Source organism: Pelagimonas sp. KU-00592-HH (assembly GCF_040369695.1).
Taxonomy (GTDB): Bacteria; Pseudomonadota; Alphaproteobacteria; order Rhodobacterales; family Rhodobacteraceae; genus Shimia.
In genome coordinates this window covers 1,336,194-1,353,351 of record NZ_BAABWM010000001.1, presented here as the reverse complement: position 1 = coordinate 1,353,351, position 17,158 = coordinate 1,336,194, and the positions used below count along the sequence as shown (strand labels likewise).

Here is a 17,158-nt window from a genome sequence, read left to right as displayed (position 1 = left end):
GCGATCCGCGCACTGATGCGGGAGTACCCCAACGTCAAAGAGGAACGCAGATGGTGGCCGAGCCCGACAGACCCCTTGCAGCCGGTGGGCTGGACCCTGAAGACTGGGAGGCGTTTCGTGCCCGTGCCCATGCGATGCTGGATGCTGCAATGGACAGGATGCAGGGTGCTGAAGCGGGACGGGTCTGGACACCTTTTCCCGAGGAGGACAAGGCGGCCTATGCGATGCCCGTGCCGCGCGAAGGGCTTGGCGGGGAGGCCGTGAAAGACCGGCTTGAAGCGCTATTGCCTTATGGCGTGGGCAATACCCATCCGCGGTTTTTCGGTTGGGTGCATGGCAGCGGCACACCGGGCAGCGTGGTGGCCGAGATTGCCGCATCGGCGATGAATGCCAACCTTGGCGGGCGCGATCACGGGGCGATCTATGTCGAGAAACAGGTGGTGGCCTGGTGTCGCGAGATGTTTGGATTTCCCGAAGGGGCCAGCGGCCTGATCGTTTCGGGCACGTCGGTGGCGACGGTGGTGGCCCTCAAGGCGGCGCGGGACCGGGCGCTGGACTGGCAGAGCCGCACCGCCGGTGTCGAAGGCGCGCAGCTTGTTGGCTATACCTCTGAACAGACCCATTCCTGTGTGGCGCGGGCGTTTGATATTCTCGGGTTGGGGTCGGATGCGCTGCGGAAAATTCCGACGGACGGGGATTTTCGGGTGGATCTTGCCGCGCTGCGGGCGGCGATTGCGCGGGATCGCGCGGCGGGTTTGCGGCCTTTCGCGGTGATCGGCACGGCGGGGGCGGTGAATGTCGGTGCGATTGATGATCTTGATGCGCTGGCGGATATGGCGGCCGAGGAGGACCTTTGGCTGCACGTGGACGGGGCCTTTGGCGCGATGGGGATGCTGAGCGATGCGGTGCGCCCCAAGTTGAAGGGGCTGGACCGGGCGGATTCGCTGGCGCTGGATTTCCACAAGTGGATGCATGTGACCTATAGCGCGGGGCTTGTTCTGGTGCGGTCCGAAGACGCGCATCGGCGCACCTTTTCGGAGCGGCCGGATTACCTCAAAGGGGCCGAGCGCGGGTTGGCTGCGGGCAATCCCTGGCCGGTGGAGTACGGGCCCGAGTTGTCGCGCGGGTTTCTGGCGTTGAAGGTTTGGGCGCAGATTGCCGAACATGGCACCGACACGCTGGGCGCGATGGTGGCGCGCAATTGTGCGCAGGCGGCCTATCTCGGGTCGCTGGTCGCGGCGGGTAACGATGTTGAGTTGATGGCACCCGTGGCCTTGAACATCTGCTGTTTCCGCGTGGTGCGTGATGGTGTTGCGCCGGAAAAGCTCGACTGGTTGAACGAGGAAATCGTGATCCGGTTGCAGGAAGACGGGATTGCCGTTCCCTCGACCACCAAGCTTGGGGGGCGGATCGCGATCCGGGTGAATATCACCAATCACCGGACGCGGCAGGAGGACATGGATATCCTGCTGGCGGCGGTGCGCCGGATTGCCGGGGAGATCGAGGTGTGAGCCCGCAGGCCAAGGGGCTTTTGATCACGACGCTGGGTGCGCTGCTGGTGGTGCCGGATTCGCTTTTTGTGCGGATCATCGAGGCCGAGCCGCTGGTGATTGCCTTCTGGCGCAACATGATTTCCGGCTTGGGTATCTTTCTTGGCGTGCTGATGTTGCAGGGCACGCAGCCGTTTCGGGCGGTTCTTGGCACCGGCTGGCACGGCGCGGTCTATGTTGTGACGCTGGCCGTCAGTGGGGTGCTGTTCGTACTGGCGATTAGCCTGACAAGCGTTGCGAATGCGGTGTTCATCATTGCCGCCATGCCGATTTTCGCTGCGATCTTCAGCCGGATTTTCCTGCATGAACGGATCAGCCCGCGGATGATGATGACCATCGCGGCCGTGATCGCGGGTTTGGCGGTGATCGCCTATGGATCGGGCGAGACCGAGAATGCCTCGTTGCTTGGTGATTTCGTCGCCATGCTGGTGGCGGCGAGTTTCGCAGCCGGCCTGACGGCGGCGCGGCGGGTGCGGCAGGTGTCGATGGTGCCGGCGATTCCTCTGGCCTATGTCGGCAGCGCGGTCTGCCTGATGTTCTGGGTCGATGTGACGGACGTTCCACGCGAACAGATTTGGATCGTGGCCCTGCACGGTGCCTTTATCGTCGGCAGTGCGACGTTCCTGGCCTTGGGGCCGCGATACATCACCTCGGCCGAAGTGGCGCTGTTGATCCTGCTGGAATCGGTACTGGCACCGCTTCTGGTGTGGTTCGTCCTGGGGGAAGATCCCGGCGTCTGGGCGCTGATTGGAGGCGCTGTCGTGATCGGGGCGCTGGCGGTGTCGAACGCGGTGGTTCTGATGCGCCGCAAGGGCGCCTGATCAGAAGTCGATCTCGACGTCGGGCAGTTCCAGGGATTTCATCAGGTCGCGCAACTCCTGACGGGCGGCGACGTTGGAGATGTTGAGCTGTTTGACACCAATGTCGCGCAGGTCAAGCAGTGTGAGGCCACGCGGGAAGAGTTCGCGGAAGATCACGCGCTCATGAAAGCCGGGGGCGACGCGGAAGCCGATGCGCTTGGCGAGGTTTTCCAGCGCCTTGCCCATCTTTTCCTTGTTGACCATCTGCTGCGCGCCCATGCGGTTGCGCAGGACCACCCAGTCAATCGGCTTGAGACCGGCCTGTGCCCGCAGTTGGCGCGCGTTCCAGACCATCTCGGAATAGACGGAAGGCCCGAGGATCTTTTCGCCATTGGCGTCGATATGGGCGAGCAGGTCGAAATCGACGAAGCTGTCGTTCAGGGGGGTGACCAGCGTGTCGGCCAGCGAGTGGGCGACCTGGCTGAGGCGGGTGTGGGAGCCGGGGCAGTCGATCAGGATGAAATCGCAATCGGGCTCGAGTGTGGCCACGGCCAGCGACAGGCGCTGGTCATAGATGTTCTCGCCGGGTTGCAGGCTCTCTGGGTCGATCTCGGGCAGCTGGTGAAAATCGGGGCCGGGCAGGTCGAGGTTGGCCTCGGCCATGAAGGCCTTGCGGTTGTTGGCATAGCGGCCAAAGCTTTGCTGGCGCAGGTCGAGATCAAGCGCACCGACCTTGTGGCCCATGCGCGAGAGCGCGGTTGCGATGTGCATTGATACGGTGGATTTGCCCGCACCGCCCTTTTCGTTCCCGACAACGATGATATGTGCCATGTCTTCGGTCCCCGCTCACCCTACAGATCTATTGGCGCCCTTTTGGACGCCGCTTGCAGCGCACTATATGTTGTGGCGGGCGCAAGGGGAAGCGCCATGACTGCCTGTTGGGGGCAGTTTCCTGTGGATATCTGCAAATGTCGCCTTTGGCAGGGCATGTCGGGAATGAACATGCGCCCCCGTGGCGGGATTGGTTTTCTGGGCGCAGGAGGCGAGAGATGACACCGAAGAACCTGCTGATCCTGATTTCCGACGAACATCGCCGTGATGCGATGGGCTGTATGGGCCATCCGATCGTGAAGACCCCGAACCTTGATGCGCTTGCGGCACGGGGGGCGGTGTTCGAGAACGCCTATACGCCGTCGCCGATGTGCGTGCCGACGCGGGCCGCGCTGGCGACCGGGGATTGGGTGCACAGCATCCGCAACTGGGACAGCGCGACACCCTATGACGGATCGCGGCGCAGCTGGATGCACGTGTTGCGGGACGCCGGTATGGACGTGGTGTCGATCGGCAAGCTGCACTTCCGGTCGGGCGAGGACGACAACGGGTTTTCGCAAGAGATCTTGCCGATGCACGTGGTGGGGGGGATCGGTTGGCCGATCGGCCTGTTGCGCGAGGACCTGCCGGACTATGGCGCGGCGGCGGAGCTTGCGGCGGATGTGGGCGTGGGCGAGAGCAGCTATACGCAGTATGACCGTGACATCACGGCAGCGGCCGAGACGTGGTTGCGTGACAGGGCGGGGGCAGAGCGGCCTTGGGCGGCATTCGTGTCTCTGGTCAGCCCGCATTATCCGCTGACCTGTCCGAAGGAGTGGTATGACCTCTATGACCCGGCGGAGATGGATTTGCCTGTTGGCTATGGCGCGGGTGGGCCTAAGCATTCCGAATTGAAGAATGTCGCGGGGTTCTGGGACTATGACCGGTATTTCGATGAGACCAGCCTGCGCGAGGCGAAGGCCGCCTACTATGGGCTGACGTCTTTCATGGACGATTGCGTGGGGCGGGTTCTGGCGGCGCTGGAAGAGAGCGGCCAGGCGGAGGAGACGCTGGTTCTGTATGTCTCGGATCACGGGGACATGATGGGGGACCAGGGGTTCTGGACCAAGCAGGTGATGTACGAACAGTCAGCCGGCGTGCCGATGATCCTTGCCGGGCCGGGGGGGCCGGAGGGGCGGCGGGTGACGACCTGCGCCAATCTCGTGGATGTGGCGGCGACGGCTTATGAGGTTGCCAATGTGGATGTGCCCGCCGTTGGCGTGTCGCTGGTTGGTCTGGCGCAGGGTGCGGATGATCCGGAGCGCACGGGGTTCAGTGAATATCATGATGGCGGCTCGACCACGGGCACTTTCATGGTGCGTTGGGCGGATTGGAAATACGTGCATTACGTTGGCCATGCGCCGCAATTGTTCGATCTCGCCGATGATCCTCATGAACTGCACGATCTGGCGGGGGAAGAGAGTGCGCGGGTGCAGGACGCGCTGTCAGAAGGGGCGGCGCGGTTGCGCGGGATTTGTGATCCCGAGGCGGTGAATGCACAAGCCTTTGCCGACCAGCGGCGCAAGATCGAAGCCTTGGGTGGGCGCGAGGCCTGTTTGACGGCCTACCTGTTCAACCACACCCCGACACCGGGCGAGCAGGCCGAGATGTCGGATGCCTCCGGCGGGAGTATTTGAGGTGCATTGAAGCCCTAGCGGCGGCGCGGTTTGCGGGGCGGTTTGGGTTTTGATGTGGGTTTGCCTGTGCGCGGATTTGGTTCGGGTGGCAGGCGGTGCGGTGGGGCATCATTCCATGTGCCGGGCAGGAGGCCGTCGAGGGTCCAGGGGCCGATGGCATAGCGGATCAGGCGCAGGGTCGGGTGGCCGATGGCGGCGGTCATGCGGCGGACCTGTCGGTTGCGGCCTTCGCGGATGGTGAGCCGGAGCCAGCTGTCGGGGACAGACTTGCGCACGCGGATGGGCGGGGTGCGTGGCCAGAGGTTCGGTGGTGCGTCTATGCGGGCGGCTTCGGCGGGGCGGGTTTTGCCATCTTTCAGGTCAACGCCCTTGCGCAGGATTTCGAGGGCCTCGTCGGAGGGGATGCCTTCGACCTGAACCCAGTAGGTCTTGGGCCACTTGTTGCGCGGGTTGGCGATTTTCTGTTGCAGACCGCCGTCGTTGGTGAGCACCAGAAGGCCCTCGCTGTCGCGATCGAGCCGACCGGCGGCATAGACGCCGGGCAGGTCGATGAAATTCGACAGGGTCTGTCGGGGGGTGCCTTCGGTGCCCTTGTCGGTGAATTGCGACAGCACGTCATAGGGTTTGTTGAACAGGATGGTGCGGGACATGCAGGGCCTTTGGATCAGCGGTTGTCCTGTCATAGAGGGCGGCGAGGGGGGCTTGCAAGTTGCAGGCGAATGGCGACAGATGGGCGCGTGACATGACATGGGGTGCGAGATGGAATTCAAGGACATGCAACCGGCGACCCTGGCTGCGCAGGCCGGTGGGGCAATCGACATGCAGAGTGGTGGTGTGGTGCCGTCGATCCAGCCCTCGACAACCTTTGCAAGGGACCGCGACTATGATCCGCTGAACGCGGCGAACACCTATGCCCGCGACCACAACGACGTGGTGCGGCAGGCGGAATCCGTGCTGGCCCAGTTGGAAGGCGGCAGCGAGGCGCTGTTGTTTCCCAGTGGCATGGCGGCGGTGGCGGCGCTTTTCCGGACGGTTCCGAACGGGGGACGCGTGGTTGTGCAGTCGGGCATCTACTGGGGCACGACCAAGTGGATCCGCGAGTTTTGCGAGCGTCGCGAGGTGGAGATGTGCGAGGTGGATGCCAGCGATGCAGAGGCGCTGGCGGGTGCCTGTGCGGAAGGGGCGGCGCATCTTGTGTGGATCGAGAGCCCGTCGAACCCCTGGCTGAAGACGGTGGATATTGCTCGCGCTGCCGAGGCGGCGCATGGGGCGGGGGCGCTTTTGGTGGTGGATGGAACGGCGGCGACGCCGGTCCTGTCAAAGCCGCTTGAGCATGGTGCGGACATGGTGATGCATTCGGCGACCAAGGCGATCAATGGCCATTCGGATGTGCTGGGGGGCGTGCTCGTGACCCGGGACGGCCATGCGGTCTGGGACGAGATCAGGAATGATCGCGCCAGCGCCGGGGCGGTGATGGGGCCGTTCGAGGCGTGGTTGCTGCTGCGCGGGATGCGGACCCTGCCGTTGCGGGTGGAGCGGATGTGTCAGAACGCGATGCAGGTGGCAGAGTTTCTGGCCGATCACCCGCAGGTCGAGGATGTGCTGTATCCCGGGCTGAAAAGCCATGCCGGGCATGAGCTTGCCAAGGTCCAGATGCAGGGCGGGTTCGGGTTCCTGATGTCGTTCCTTGTGAAGGGCGGACGGGAAGAGGCGCTGAAGGTGGCGGGGCGATTGAACCTGTTTCATCGCGCCACCTCGCTTGGCGGGGTGGAGAGCCTTGTCGAGCATCGCCATACGATCGAACCGCATACCGGCATTCCCGAAAACCTGTTGCGGATCTCGGTGGGGATCGAGGATGCCGGGGACCTGATTGCCGATCTGGGGCAGGCGCTGGGGCAGTGATCCGGCGCAAAGGTTAACGTGAAAACCGACGTCGGTATTACGTCGGTATTCTGGCGGTATTGCGGAGGTGCCGGCCGCGCCCCGCGCCATAAGTTAACGGTTTTGCACCTGCGTGTTGATCCAGTCATAGGTTCTGGACATGCCGTCGCGAAGAGGCGCATCGGGCGACCAGCCGAGTTCCTGGTGGATCAGCCTGTTGTCGGAGGTGCGTCCGCGCACGCCCTGAGGGCCGGGGATGTTGGTGATGGTGAGGGATTTGCCCGACAGGTCGATGGCCATGCGGGCCAGATCGTTGATCGAGATCATCTCGTCCGAGCCGATGTTGACCGGGCCTTCGAAGTCAGAGGCGGTAAAGCGGCGGGTCGCTTCGATACATTCGTCGATGTAGAGGAACGAGCGGGTTTGCAGACCGTCGCCCCAGACGTCGATGCTGCCGCCGTCGGGTGTTTCGGCGACCTTGCGGCAGAGCGCGGCGGGGGCCTTTTCGCGGCCGCCTTCCCATGTGCCGTTTGGTCCGAAGATGTTGTGATAGCGTGCGATGCGCACGGTGAGGCCGTACTGGCGGGCGGCGGACAGGTAGAGGCGTTCGGAGAACAGTTTCTCCCAGCCGTATTCGCTGTCGGGATGGGCGGGATAGGCCGAGTGTTCCGAGCAGACCGGGTTGTCCGGATCTTCCTGGTTTTCCTGCGGGTAGATGCAGGCCGAGGAGGCATAGAAGATGCGGCCAAAGCGGTGGTGGTGGGCGCGGGCCAGGACGTTGAGATTGATCTGGGCCGAGTTCTGCATGATGGCGGCGTCGTGATCGCCGGTGAAGATGTAGCCGGCCCCGCCCATGTCGGCGGCGAACTGGTAGATCTCGTCAAAGTCGCGGTCCATCGCTTGCGCGGCGAAATCCTGATGGGTCAGGTCCCCAAGCAGAAACTCGTCGGCCTGCGTGGTCTGGAATTCGTGGGTTTTAAGATCGACGCCACGCACCCAGTAGCCTTCGGATTTTAGACGGTTGACCATCTGGCCACCGATGAATCCGCCGGCCCCCAAAACCAAAGCTGTCTTCATTGTCATCTCCGGGTCGTTCGAGTTCGTAGAGGCAGATGCGCCCCTGTTGTGGTGTGTGGTGCCAGACCTGTTCGGTTTCGCAGGTCACGAGGAACAGCTTGCCGTCCTTTTCATAGAAGGAGGTCGGATCGACGATGCGATATCGTTCCGGGAAATCAAAGGCGCATTCGTAGTAGGCGAGGCTTTTGTCCGGGCGGTAGACGAAGAAAAAGGGGCGGTGGTAGGTGTTGGTGTGCACCTTCGGGCCAATGCGGTCGTTGGTGTGGCCCACGCCGACAATCAGGTCGCCGAACTGAAGCGCGTTGGAGCCGCCGCGCAGACGGGTATAGTTGTCGTCTGCCTTGCGGGTGGGCATCTCGTGTTCCGCGACGGTGTCGAGCAGCAGGAAGCCATCGTTTTCGTGCAGCATACGCGCCTTGAAGACGCGGAAAGGGGAGAACCCGTGGACGAAATAGAGGTCTCCGTCCTTCACGAAGGGGCTCCAGTTTTTGCCTGCGTCCAGGTTGTCCGGAGGCAGCAGGGTGAGCCAGCGGTTTTCCGAGAGGATGTAGATCTTGTTGATGAAGCCGTGCCCCGGGTTGAAAAACGCGGCGCTGATGCAGGGGCTGTCGCGCCAGAGGAAGGCGCGAGGGTCTTCACCACTTCCGACAACCTGCGATCCGTTCATTACGACGGTGGTGTCGACCCAAGGCTGCTGTGAATCTTCGATCTTGCGGGCAAAGTGGACGAGGCCGTGGGTGGGGCAGTTTACATAACTGTCGAAGACGAAATTGGCGTTGTCGGGGGTGGATTTGTCTTCGAGGGTAAACTCTCGCAGAACCGAAACCAGCTTGAGCGTCATGAAACCGACCTGAAAACAAAGTGACCTTTCCGGAAAGGCTAGGGGATTGCAGAGGGGCTCGCAAGCGGTTCGGGGTAGTGGATGGTGTTGTGAAACCGCGCACCTGTATTGCCGGCGGTGCGATAGCCGTGGGGTTGATCGGCGGCGAAGCGCAGGGCCTCTCCCGGGGCAAGCGGGTGCCAGGTTCCGCCATGCAGCACTTCGATTTTGCCGTGTATGGCCACCACGTCTTCGATCACGCCTTTGTCGTGGGCGCGGGATTCATGTGACTGGCCGGGGGCGAGTGTGATCATGAAGCTTTCGTTGCCAAGGGCGGGGTCGAAGGCAAAGAGGGTCTGCACCGTGATGCTTTCGGGAAAGGCGATGGTGTCGTCGGCGGGCAGGCCCGGATCGGAAATGAAGGCGGTGAGGGGCAGGTGGAAGCCCTTGGCCAGCTTCCAGAGGGTCGCGATGGTCGGGCTGGATTCACCGCGTTCGATCTGGCCGAGCATGGCCTTGGACACGCCGGTGAGATCCTGGGTTGCGGAAAGGGAAAGGCCGGCCTTGGCGCGGATGGCGCGCAGGTTGATGGTGATGGGGGCGTCGGACATGCGAGATTTCAGTTGTGCGTTATAACGCACAAAGCCTATAGTGCCTGTTGTTGCCCCAGTTATAGGGGCGGAAATGGCGAAAGGCACGGGAAAGACATGTTGGCGGACTTGCGCATGAGCCATGTGGTGGCGGGTATCGTGGCGGTGCTAGTGGGATATACCGGCAGCGTGGCGATCATCTTTCAGGCTATTGAGGCGGCGGGGGCCTCGCAGGCGCAGGCCAATAGTTGGATGCTGGCGCTTGGGGTCGGGTGCGGGGTGTCGAGCCTGTACCTGTCTTTGCGCCACAGAATGCCCGTCCTCACGGCGTGGTCGACACCGGGCGCGGCGTTGTTGGCGGTGGCCTTGCCGGGGGTGCCGCTGGGCGAGGCGGTGGGGGCCTTCGTGTTCTGCGGTGTTCTTCTGTGGCTGACCGGCGTGACGGGATGGTTCGAGAAGCTGGCCAAGGTCATTCCGGATGCCATCGCAAATGCCATGCTGGCGGGGGTGCTGTTCCAGTTCGGGCTTGGGGTGTTCACGGCCCTGCCGGATGCGCCGGTGTTGGTCGGGGCGATGTGTGTCGCGTTTCTGGCGGGGCGTCTTTTGATGCCGCGCATGGCGATCCCGCTGGTTCTTTTGGTGGGGATTGGTGTCGCGGTGGCCTCGGGCCAGTTTCAGGGCGGCGTGGGGGCGCTTGAGATTGCGCGGCCTGTGTTTGTGATGCCGGAGTGGTCCCTGTCGGTGATGATCGGGGTGGGGGTGCCTTTGTACCTTGTCACCATGTCCTCGCAGAACATGGCGGGCGTGGTGGTGTTGAAGGCCTCGGGCTATGCGCCGCCGGTGTCTTCTGCCTTGTCGGTGACAGGTCTGCTGAGCCTTGCGCTTGCGCCATTTGGGGGTTTTGCGATCAATCTGGCGGCGATCACGGCGGCGATCTGCGCCGGGCCGGAAGCGGGCGAGGACAAGGCCACGCGCTATTGGGCGGCGGCGGTGAGTGGTGTTGTCTATCTGCTGCTAGGCCTGTTCGGTGCGGCGGTGGTGAGCCTGTTCCTCGTGGCACCCAAAGCGCTGGTGGTTACGGTGGCGGGGCTGGCCTTGCTGGCGACCATCGGCAATGCGCTGAACGGGGCGCTGGAGCGGCCATCAGCGCGTGAAGCGGCGCTTGTGGCCTTTCTGGTCACCGTTTCCGGGATCAGCTTTGCGGGGATCGCTTCGCCGGTTTGGGGGCTCTTGTTCGGGGTGACGGTGCTTTATGTCCTGTCGCCCGAGGATCGGCCCTGGGCCTAACCGGCCTTGCGACGGGCCGCGCCGCGCAGGCGTTTTGAGGCCGCGGGCTTTTCCTTGTCTTGCCGGGATTCGCTTGGCTTGATTTCGGTCATTGGGATCGAGACATAGAAGGTCGAGCCCTCTCCCAGTGTGCTTTCGTAGGTCAGTGTGCCGTTGTGCTTTTCGGCAATGAGCTGGGCGATGTTCAGGCCGAGGCCCGCGCCGCCGACCTTGCGCTGGTCGGAATTGTCGAGCTGGGTGAACTTTTCGAAAATCTTGGCCTGTGCCCCGGGGGGGATGCCGATGCCCTGATCGGCTACGGCAAGGCGTGCCATGCCGCCGGTGATGTCGGCAGAGAGGGTGACGGTTGTGCCCTTGTCCGAGAATTTCACCGCGTTCGATACGAGGTTCTTCATCAGTTGCAATAGCCGGGCCTGATCGGCGCGGATGTGGATGCCGGCGGGCCACTGGCCGACGGTCAGCGCCATGTCCGCGGTTTCGACGCGGTCGTGCATGGCATCGCGTACATCGTGCAGAAACTCGCCCAGTTCGAGAGGCTCGAAGCTGAGGGTGAGTTCATCCGACTCGAGCGATTGCAGGGTGAGGATGTCTTCGATCAGGAAGGTCAGGCGCGCGCAGTTGCTTTCGGCGATCTTGAGCATGGCCTGCCGTTTTTCCGGTGCGGCGTCGAGGGCGCCGGAACTGATCAGGCTGAGGCTGCCGGAAATGGAGGTGAGGGGGGTGCGCAATTCGTGGCTGACGGTGGCGAGAAACTCGGTCTTGGCCTTGTAGGCCACCTTGGTACGCTCGTGTTCCTTTTGCAGGTTCTTCAGTTGCCGGAGGTTGTGGCGATAGAGCTTGAGGAAAATGAACGAGCAGTCGATGACGAAGTACATCACGAAGAGGCTGGTGAAGAGTTGCAGCCAGAGGATGTCATCAATCGGGGGCCAGTAGCCGATCAGGTCGTGCAGCGGGATGTAGAGGAAAGACAGCCCATACATCAGCAGACGCAAGAGCAGGACCGGCAGGATCTGGTGGTTGTTCACGGCGGCAAAGATGCCGGCCGCGAACAGGAAGAACAGCGGGGTGAAATAGGCGGTGGGGCCGGCCTTGGTGGCCATGGATATGACGAAGCCGCAGATGGTGACCGAGCTGATCACCGTGCTGCCGAGCAGGTACATCATGAACCGACGGCCATCGGCCAGCGACCACTTGCCGTGACGTAGGATGCGGCGCGAGATGGTGTTGTCGATGAACTCGCTCAGAAGGACCAGCGAGTACCAGAACAGGGCCACGGTTGGATCAAAGTAATAGGCCGAGAGAATGGTTGCAGCGAGGAAGGTTGCCTGACGCTGCCAGATGAGACTCATCCCGCCTAGGATGTAGTCCTTTATCTGTTTTTCCATCCGGAAGCTGCTATGCCACCCGGTTTTCGCGGCAAAGCCGCGGATCCATTTCGCCATGCGTTCGAAGCCTGCTCTTGAGTGTTTTTTGCCCGCGGATTTTTCCGTTCAGGTAATGAAAACATATACTTGTTACGCACCAGTATCGTAATTGAAAGTCCCTATTGGCGTGACTGACATGTCACCTGATACCGCAAATTGGGCATTAACTCAACAAAAGGTTGTTTTTTCTGTGGCGACTCGCGTCCATTTTTGCCATGTTTGTTAAAACAACCATAAGTTGAGGCAGAAAATGACGCGGCGATACGACAAGAGCCGCCTTGAAAAGAAAGGTGCCAGGGTCTTGCCCGGGCTTGCTCCGGCCCATGGGGATGGGGAGAGCGAGTTGGTGGCGGCGCAAGCGGTGCTCAAGGGAAAGGCGGCCACTCACGACAGGACAAGTGAAGTGACAGACGCAGGTCATGTCACCTGTACGGTGTTATCGGTGGCCAACATGAGCACCTATGGCAACCTCTATGTCGACTTTCTCAAGGCGCGGCGACAGATATTCGTGGAGGACAAGGGCTGGGGACTGCCCGAGGTCGACGGGATGGAGTTCGACCAGTACGACACTCCCTTTAGCCGGTGGATCGTGCTTCATGAGTACGGCGAAATCCTTGGTGGAGTGCGGATGATCCCGACGACGGCAGAGTGCGGGATGTATTCCTATATGCTGCGGGATGCGCAGTTGGGGTTGCTTGACCAGATCCCGCCGGACATCCTTTTCATTGACGCGCCGGTGAAAAAGAACATCTGGGAGGCGTCGCGGATTTTCATTACCGGGAACGTGCCGGCGAAACGCCGGTTACAGGTGCAGACCAAGCTGATGGAGGGGATGATACACACCGCCCGCGAGCTGGGGGCGACACATGTGATCGGGATTGTGCCCGCCGTGTGGTCACGCTGGCTGCGGCGGATGAACCTCAAGGGGTTTCCCTGCGGGCCGCGGATGCAGTTTGGCAAGGACAAGTCGCAGGCCGTCCTGTTGAACGTTGTCGAGCAGATGCACTGAAGCCTGCGCCACGATCCGGACAAAGAAAAACGCCGCTCGAAAGAGCGACGTTTCTTTTGAAACCGATGTGGCAGGGATTAGAAGCCCAGGCCTTCGTATTTCTTTTTGAACTTCGACACGCGGCCGCCAGCGTCCAGCAAGCGCGAGGTGCCGCCGGTCCATGCCGGGTGCACGGTGGGGTCGATGTCGAGAGCCAGAGTGTCGCCTTCTTTGCCCCAGGTCGAACGCATCTTGATGATGGTGCCGTCGGTCATTTTGACGTCGATGAAGTGGTAATCGGGATGAGTGTCTTTTTTCATGATACCGCTCCTTAGGCTTTCTTGGCTTTGTAAGTGGTGTCTTCTGCGATACGGGCCGATTTACCACGACGCGAGCGCAGGTAGTACAGTTTGGCGCGACGTACGCGACCACGGCGAACAACGGTGATCGAGTCGATGTTGGTCGAGTACAGCGGGAATACACGCTCTACGCCTTCGCCGAACGAAATCTTGCGAACGGTGAACGAACCGGCAATGCCCGAACCGTTTTTACGGCTGATGCAGACGCCTTCGTAGTTCTGCACACGGGTGCGCGAACCTTCGGTCACCTTGAAGCCGACGCGGATGGTGTCACCGGCTTTGAAGTCGGGGATGTCTTTCCCCAGGGCGGCAATTTGTTCCGCCTCGAGTTGTGCGATCAGATCCATCTGACCATCTCCTAGATTTGCTCGTGGTTGCTCCACGAAGTTGGTGTCGTCCAAGAGCTCTGTGTCTTCACCGGGTCCGCCGCAGCGCCCGCCAGAGGTAAGCCGTCGTTTCTTGCGTCTTCTGCCCTGATCCGGTTCAGAGATGAAGAAATCCCCGACAATGGAATACAGAACAGGTCCGAACGACTCATTTGAGTCCCGGACGGGCGGTGTATAGGGGGGAAATCGGGGTGTGGCAAGGCCAAGAAAACGGAAACGGCCTTGTTTTCAAGGTTGGGCAGGGCTGCCCAACCTGATTGTGTCGTGACCGCTCAGGTCAGGTCTTCGAGCTTGGCCTCGGGGGCGTTGCGCATGACCGAGTCGATGCCGTTGTCGCGGCCCGATGCGCTTGTGTAGCTTTGCGAGGTGCCGATCACCTGGCCGTTGGTGGCCTTGAGGTTGAACATGTACTTGCCGGCCGCGGTTTCCTTGCGCTCGTAGCGGGCATCTTCGGGCGCGTTCTTGCGGACGGACGCGATGCCGTTTTCGGCGCTGGCCTTTTGCTTGTAGCCTTCGCTGGCCAGAATGTTCTCGCCATTGCCTGCCTTGAGGCGGAAGCGGAATTCACCGGCGTTGTCGGTGTAGAGTTCGAATTTTGCAGCCATGTTATCCATCCCTGATCAAATCTGCCTTGAGGCACTAAAGCACTTCGCGGGGCAGGCCGCAACGGATTGGTGTGTCTGCGGTTTTCAGTCCTTGCTGCCATCGGGGTCGAGACCCCTGGCCTTGCAATAGTCCTGCCACATGTCGGGGCGGCGTGTTTTGGTCAGGTCCTCGGCCATCTGTTGCCGCCATTCGGCGATCTTGCCGTGGTGGCCGGACATCAGGACATCGGGGATCTTGCGCTCCATCCATTCGGCGGGGCGGGTGTATTGCGGGTGTTCGAGCAGGCCGTTCGAGTGGCTTTCGTCCTCGATGCTTTCGGCATTGCCAAGGACCGAGGGCAGAAGGCGGACGGTGGCATCGATCATGGCCTGCGCGGCGATTTCCCCGCCTGTGAGGACGAAATCACCCAGCGAGACTTCCTGAATGTTGTAGTGGTCGAGAACCCGCTGATCGACGCCTTCGAAGCGACCGCAGAGCATGGTCACGCCATCGCAGGAGGCCCATTCCCGCGCCATCTGCTGATCGAAGCGGCGCCCGCGGGGGGAGAGATAGACCAGTGGCAGCCTGCCGCGTGCGCCCTTCAGAGTGTGATCAATCGCCTTGCCCAGCACATCGGCGCGCAGGACCATGCCGGCACCGCCGCCTGCGGGCGTGTCATCGACATTGCGGTGCTTGCCTTCGCCGAAGAGGCGCAGATCGGTGGTTTCGATCTGCCACTTGCCATCCTTGAGGGCCTTGCCGGTCAGGCTTTCGCCGAGGACACCGGGAAAGGCTTCGGGGAAGAGGGTGATGATACGGGCGGTCCAGACACCGGCGAGACGCGGGTTATTCGTGACGAGTTCGCGCGGTTTGAACGAGACGGAGATCGACTTGCGGCCATGGGAGCGGGGTTTGTCGGTCATGGGGTGTCTTTCGCGGGTTCGGTTTCTGGTGGCTGTCCCATGCCGGAAAATGCGGGCAAGGTCTAGCCCGGGTCCGGTCAGCTGTTTTGTTTGGCGCGCTGGCGCAAGCGGTAGCGGCGGCGGGCGTTTTCCTTGGCGTTGCGCAGTTCCTCGGCGTCTTCGGTGGCCTCGTTGATCAGCAGGAATTCGTGGCGCAACTCGTCCGGGATGCCGACGTTGGCCGGGGGCAGCAGCTTGATCTCGCGGCGCAGGGGCTCGGGCCAGTCGAGCAGATCGGCGATTGGTTGCAGGGGGCCAAGGGGGGCGTTGGTGAAGTCTTCGAGCCAGGCCGTTTCGACGCGATGGGGTGCGACGGCGATGCGGACCTTGTCAATGATGCGCGGCAGATCGGCGGATTCGGCGTAGGCTTTGAAATAGGCCTCGGGCTGCATGGTCATGCGCACGACGCGCACGTGGTGGCTGTGACAGCTGTGCAGCCAGGATTGCGCCTCGCGCATCGAGAAGTAGAAGATCACCTCGGTTGGTGTTGCCAGCGCCTTTTCCAGGGTGTGGGAGATGGCCTTCATCAGGATCGGGGCGATGTCGTAGGTGACAATATCGCGCCGTCCCGGCATCAGGCCGCAGAGGTCTTCGGAGCTGATCAGGATGTCGCGGGTGTCATCCGACGGAATGTCTTCGAGCAGTTCTGCGAACCGTTGCGTGAGTTCGATCAGATCGGCGGTGGCGACCTCGGAGGAATAGGCGCGGGCCAGTTTGTCGATGCCGTTGAGGTTCTTGTTCAGCAGGACATGGGTTGTCGGGGCAAGAAGCTGGCGGTTCTTGAAGAGCATTTTCTGAACGCTCTTGGTGCCGGTCTTGTGAAAACCGGCATGGATCAGAAGACGGCGCATTTCAGAACAGCCCTTCGGGCGGATCAGCGATGATGCGGCCGCCGGAAATGTCGACGGTGGGTACGGCTTCGCGGGTAAAGGGCAAAAGGACGGTTGCCTTGAGGCCGGGGCCGTGGATTTCCAGAAGGTCGGTTGCGCCGTGGTTCTGCACCGATTTCACATGGCCAAGCACCGTGCCGCCGGTGTCGCGGACTTCTAGGCCCACAAGATCGGTATAGTAGAATTCGTCGTCATCGAGATCGGGCAGTCGGTCGCGCGGCACGAAAAGCTGAGTGCCCTTGAGCGCGTCCGCCTCTTCCTTGGTCGAGACCCCGGACAGGCGGGCAGCGAGGCCATTCTTGATGGCGCGGGTGATGGTCAGGGTAAAGCTCTGCGTGCCGTCCTCGGTGGTTAGCGGCGCATAGTCGGCGATGGCCTCGGCCTCGGCGGTGAAGCTCTTGAGGCGCACCTCGCCCCGGACGCCATAGGCCCCTGCGATTGCGCCGACACAGACCATTTCAGTCATTTCGATCTTCCGCCCCGTTTGCCGTGTTGATCCCTGTTTTCCCTTATCCGGTGGCCAAGGGCAACCCGTTGGCCGGGGTGGTTGGCCTTGCGGGCGAAAAAACTGTGAGCTCAAACGCATCGGGGCGCCCCAGCAAGGAGCGCCCCGTCACCAAAGTGGTGAGAAAACCGGCCTTATTCTTCGGCTGCGGCTTCAGCTGCCTTGGCGGCTTTTTCTTCAGCGCGATCCTTGGCTTTCTGGCCCGGCTCGGCTTTTTTCGGGTTGTTGCGCTCGGTCTTGGCGAGGGTGCCAGCCGCTTCGAGGAAACGTGCAACACGGTCGGTGGGCTGAGCGCCCTGGTCGAGCCAGTATTGGATGCGTTCCATGTTCAGTTTTACGCGCTCTTCCGAATCTTTCGGCAGAAGCGGGTTGTAGGTGCCCAGTTTCTCGATGAAACGGCCATCGCGGGGCATACGGCTGTCAGCCGCAACAACGCGATAGAAGGGACGCTTTTTCGAGCCGCCGCGGGCGAGACGAATTTTCATAGCCATGGTGATTACTCCTGTTCCTAAGCTATTTGAGGGGCCTGGCCCCGTCATTCCTGTTG

At 61.9% G+C, this 17,158-nt stretch carries 19 protein-coding genes; 6 read left to right on the top strand and 13 right to left on the bottom strand.

Annotated features, from left to right (window positions below; translation table 11 throughout):
* The first annotated feature begins 50 nt into the window (after positions 1–50).
* Entirely contained in the window at positions 51–1,511 is a 1,461-nt protein-coding gene (locus ABWV42_RS06595; protein WP_353339398.1) for a pyridoxal phosphate-dependent decarboxylase family protein, read from the top strand.
* The gene (locus tag ABWV42_RS06590) at positions 1,508–2,371 is read left to right on the top strand and encodes a DMT family transporter (protein ID WP_353339396.1); all 864 of its coding nucleotides are present in this window, start codon (positions 1,508–1,510) and stop codon (positions 2,369–2,371) included. Before ABWV42_RS06595 ends, ABWV42_RS06590 begins: the two co-directional genes overlap by 4 nt.
* Here the strand turns inward: ABWV42_RS06590 and ABWV42_RS06585 are convergent, their stop codons facing one another.
* Positions 2,372–3,181 carry a division plane positioning ATPase MipZ gene (locus ABWV42_RS06585; protein WP_353339395.1) on the bottom strand — a complete coding sequence of 270 codons (810 nt, stop codon included), beginning with the start codon at positions 3,179–3,181 and terminating at the stop codon, positions 2,372–2,374.
* Between the two features lie 218 nt (positions 3,182–3,399).
* On the opposite strand from ABWV42_RS06585, the gene ABWV42_RS06580 reads away from it, so the two are divergent.
* A complete protein-coding gene (locus tag ABWV42_RS06580) occupies positions 3,400–4,857 on the top strand; it encodes a sulfatase family protein (protein WP_353339393.1) in 1,458 nt (485 codons plus the stop codon).
* Positions 4,858–4,871: 14 nt separating this feature from the next.
* Here the strand turns inward: ABWV42_RS06580 and ABWV42_RS06575 are convergent, their stop codons facing one another.
* Positions 4,872–5,507: a pseudouridine synthase gene (locus tag ABWV42_RS06575; protein WP_353339527.1), complete on the bottom strand. Its 636-nt coding sequence runs from the start codon at positions 5,505–5,507 to the stop codon at positions 4,872–4,874.
* Positions 5,508–5,616: 109 nt separating this feature from the next.
* Here ABWV42_RS06575 and ABWV42_RS06570 point away from each other — a divergent pair, with 109 nt between their 5' ends.
* Positions 5,617–6,759, top strand: a complete 1,143-nt coding sequence (locus ABWV42_RS06570; protein WP_353339391.1) for a trans-sulfuration enzyme family protein — start codon at positions 5,617–5,619, stop codon at positions 6,757–6,759.
* A 93-nt stretch (positions 6,760–6,852) separates the two neighbouring features.
* Here ABWV42_RS06570 and ABWV42_RS06565 read toward each other — a convergent pair whose 3' ends face one another.
* Genes ABWV42_RS06565 through ABWV42_RS06555 form a run of 3 tightly spaced genes read right to left on the bottom strand, consistent with a single transcriptional unit; the run spans position 6,853 to position 9,246 of the window.
* Positions 6,853–7,815: an NAD-dependent epimerase/dehydratase family protein gene (locus ABWV42_RS06565; protein ID WP_353339390.1), complete on the bottom strand. Its 963-nt coding sequence runs from the start codon at positions 7,813–7,815 to the stop codon at positions 6,853–6,855.
* A complete protein-coding gene (locus ABWV42_RS06560) occupies positions 7,715–8,656 on the bottom strand; it encodes a hypothetical protein (protein WP_353339389.1) in 942 nt (313 codons plus the stop codon). Before ABWV42_RS06560 ends, ABWV42_RS06565 begins: the two co-directional genes overlap by 101 nt.
* A 38-nt stretch (positions 8,657–8,694) precedes the next feature.
* Positions 8,695–9,246, bottom strand: coding sequence for a helix-turn-helix domain-containing protein (locus ABWV42_RS06555; RefSeq protein WP_353339387.1), 552 nt, complete (start codon positions 9,244–9,246; stop codon positions 8,695–8,697).
* A 96-nt stretch (positions 9,247–9,342) separates the two neighbouring features.
* Here ABWV42_RS06555 and ABWV42_RS06550 point away from each other — a divergent pair, with 96 nt between their 5' ends.
* Positions 9,343–10,512 (top strand): benzoate/H(+) symporter BenE family transporter, encoded by a 1,170-nt coding sequence (locus tag ABWV42_RS06550; protein WP_353339386.1) that lies wholly within the window; start codon positions 9,343–9,345, stop codon positions 10,510–10,512.
* Here ABWV42_RS06550 and ABWV42_RS06545 read toward each other — a convergent pair.
* On the bottom strand, positions 10,509–11,897 hold the full coding sequence (locus ABWV42_RS06545) for a sensor histidine kinase (protein ID WP_353339385.1): 1,389 nt from the start codon (positions 11,895–11,897) through the stop codon (positions 10,509–10,511). The two genes, ABWV42_RS06550 and ABWV42_RS06545, sit on opposite strands and share 4 nt — an antisense overlap.
* A gap of 289 nt (positions 11,898–12,186) precedes the next feature.
* Here ABWV42_RS06545 and ABWV42_RS06540 point away from each other — a divergent pair, with 289 nt between their 5' ends.
* Positions 12,187–12,945: an acyl-homoserine-lactone synthase gene (locus tag ABWV42_RS06540; protein ID WP_353339384.1), complete on the top strand. Its 759-nt coding sequence runs from the start codon at positions 12,187–12,189 to the stop codon at positions 12,943–12,945.
* Positions 12,946–13,022: 77 nt separating this feature from the next.
* Here ABWV42_RS06540 and rpmE read toward each other — a convergent pair whose 3' ends face one another.
* The 7 genes from rpmE to rpsP form a co-directional block, all read right to left on the bottom strand.
* Positions 13,023–13,244: a 50S ribosomal protein L31 gene (rpmE, locus tag ABWV42_RS06535; protein ID WP_255107730.1), complete on the bottom strand. Its 222-nt coding sequence runs from the start codon at positions 13,242–13,244 to the stop codon at positions 13,023–13,025.
* Between the two features lie 11 nt (positions 13,245–13,255).
* Positions 13,256–13,630 carry a 50S ribosomal protein L19 gene (gene rplS / locus ABWV42_RS06530; protein ID WP_255107729.1) on the bottom strand — a complete coding sequence of 125 codons (375 nt, stop codon included), beginning with the start codon at positions 13,628–13,630 and terminating at the stop codon, positions 13,256–13,258.
* Between the two features lie 311 nt (positions 13,631–13,941).
* A complete protein-coding gene (locus tag ABWV42_RS06525) occupies positions 13,942–14,274 on the bottom strand; it encodes a YegP family protein (protein WP_255107727.1) in 333 nt (110 codons plus the stop codon).
* Positions 14,275–14,358: 84 nt separating this feature from the next.
* Entirely contained in the window at positions 14,359–15,177 is an 819-nt protein-coding gene (gene trmD, locus ABWV42_RS06520) for a tRNA (guanosine(37)-N1)-methyltransferase TrmD (protein ID WP_353339382.1), read from the bottom strand.
* Between the two features lie 77 nt (positions 15,178–15,254).
* The gene (locus ABWV42_RS06515; RefSeq protein WP_353339381.1) at positions 15,255–16,067 is read right to left on the bottom strand and encodes a hypothetical protein; all 813 of its coding nucleotides are present in this window, start codon (positions 16,065–16,067) and stop codon (positions 15,255–15,257) included.
* A gap of 1 nt (position 16,068) precedes the next feature.
* Complete coding sequence (rimM, locus tag ABWV42_RS06510; RefSeq protein ID WP_255107720.1) at positions 16,069–16,572, bottom strand: ribosome maturation factor RimM; 504 nt, start codon at positions 16,570–16,572, stop codon at positions 16,069–16,071.
* Positions 16,573–16,745: 173 nt separating this feature from the next.
* On the bottom strand, positions 16,746–17,102 hold the full coding sequence (gene rpsP, locus ABWV42_RS06505; RefSeq protein WP_353339379.1) for a 30S ribosomal protein S16: 357 nt from the start codon (positions 17,100–17,102) through the stop codon (positions 16,746–16,748).
* Between the last annotated feature and the right edge of the window lie 56 nt (positions 17,103–17,158).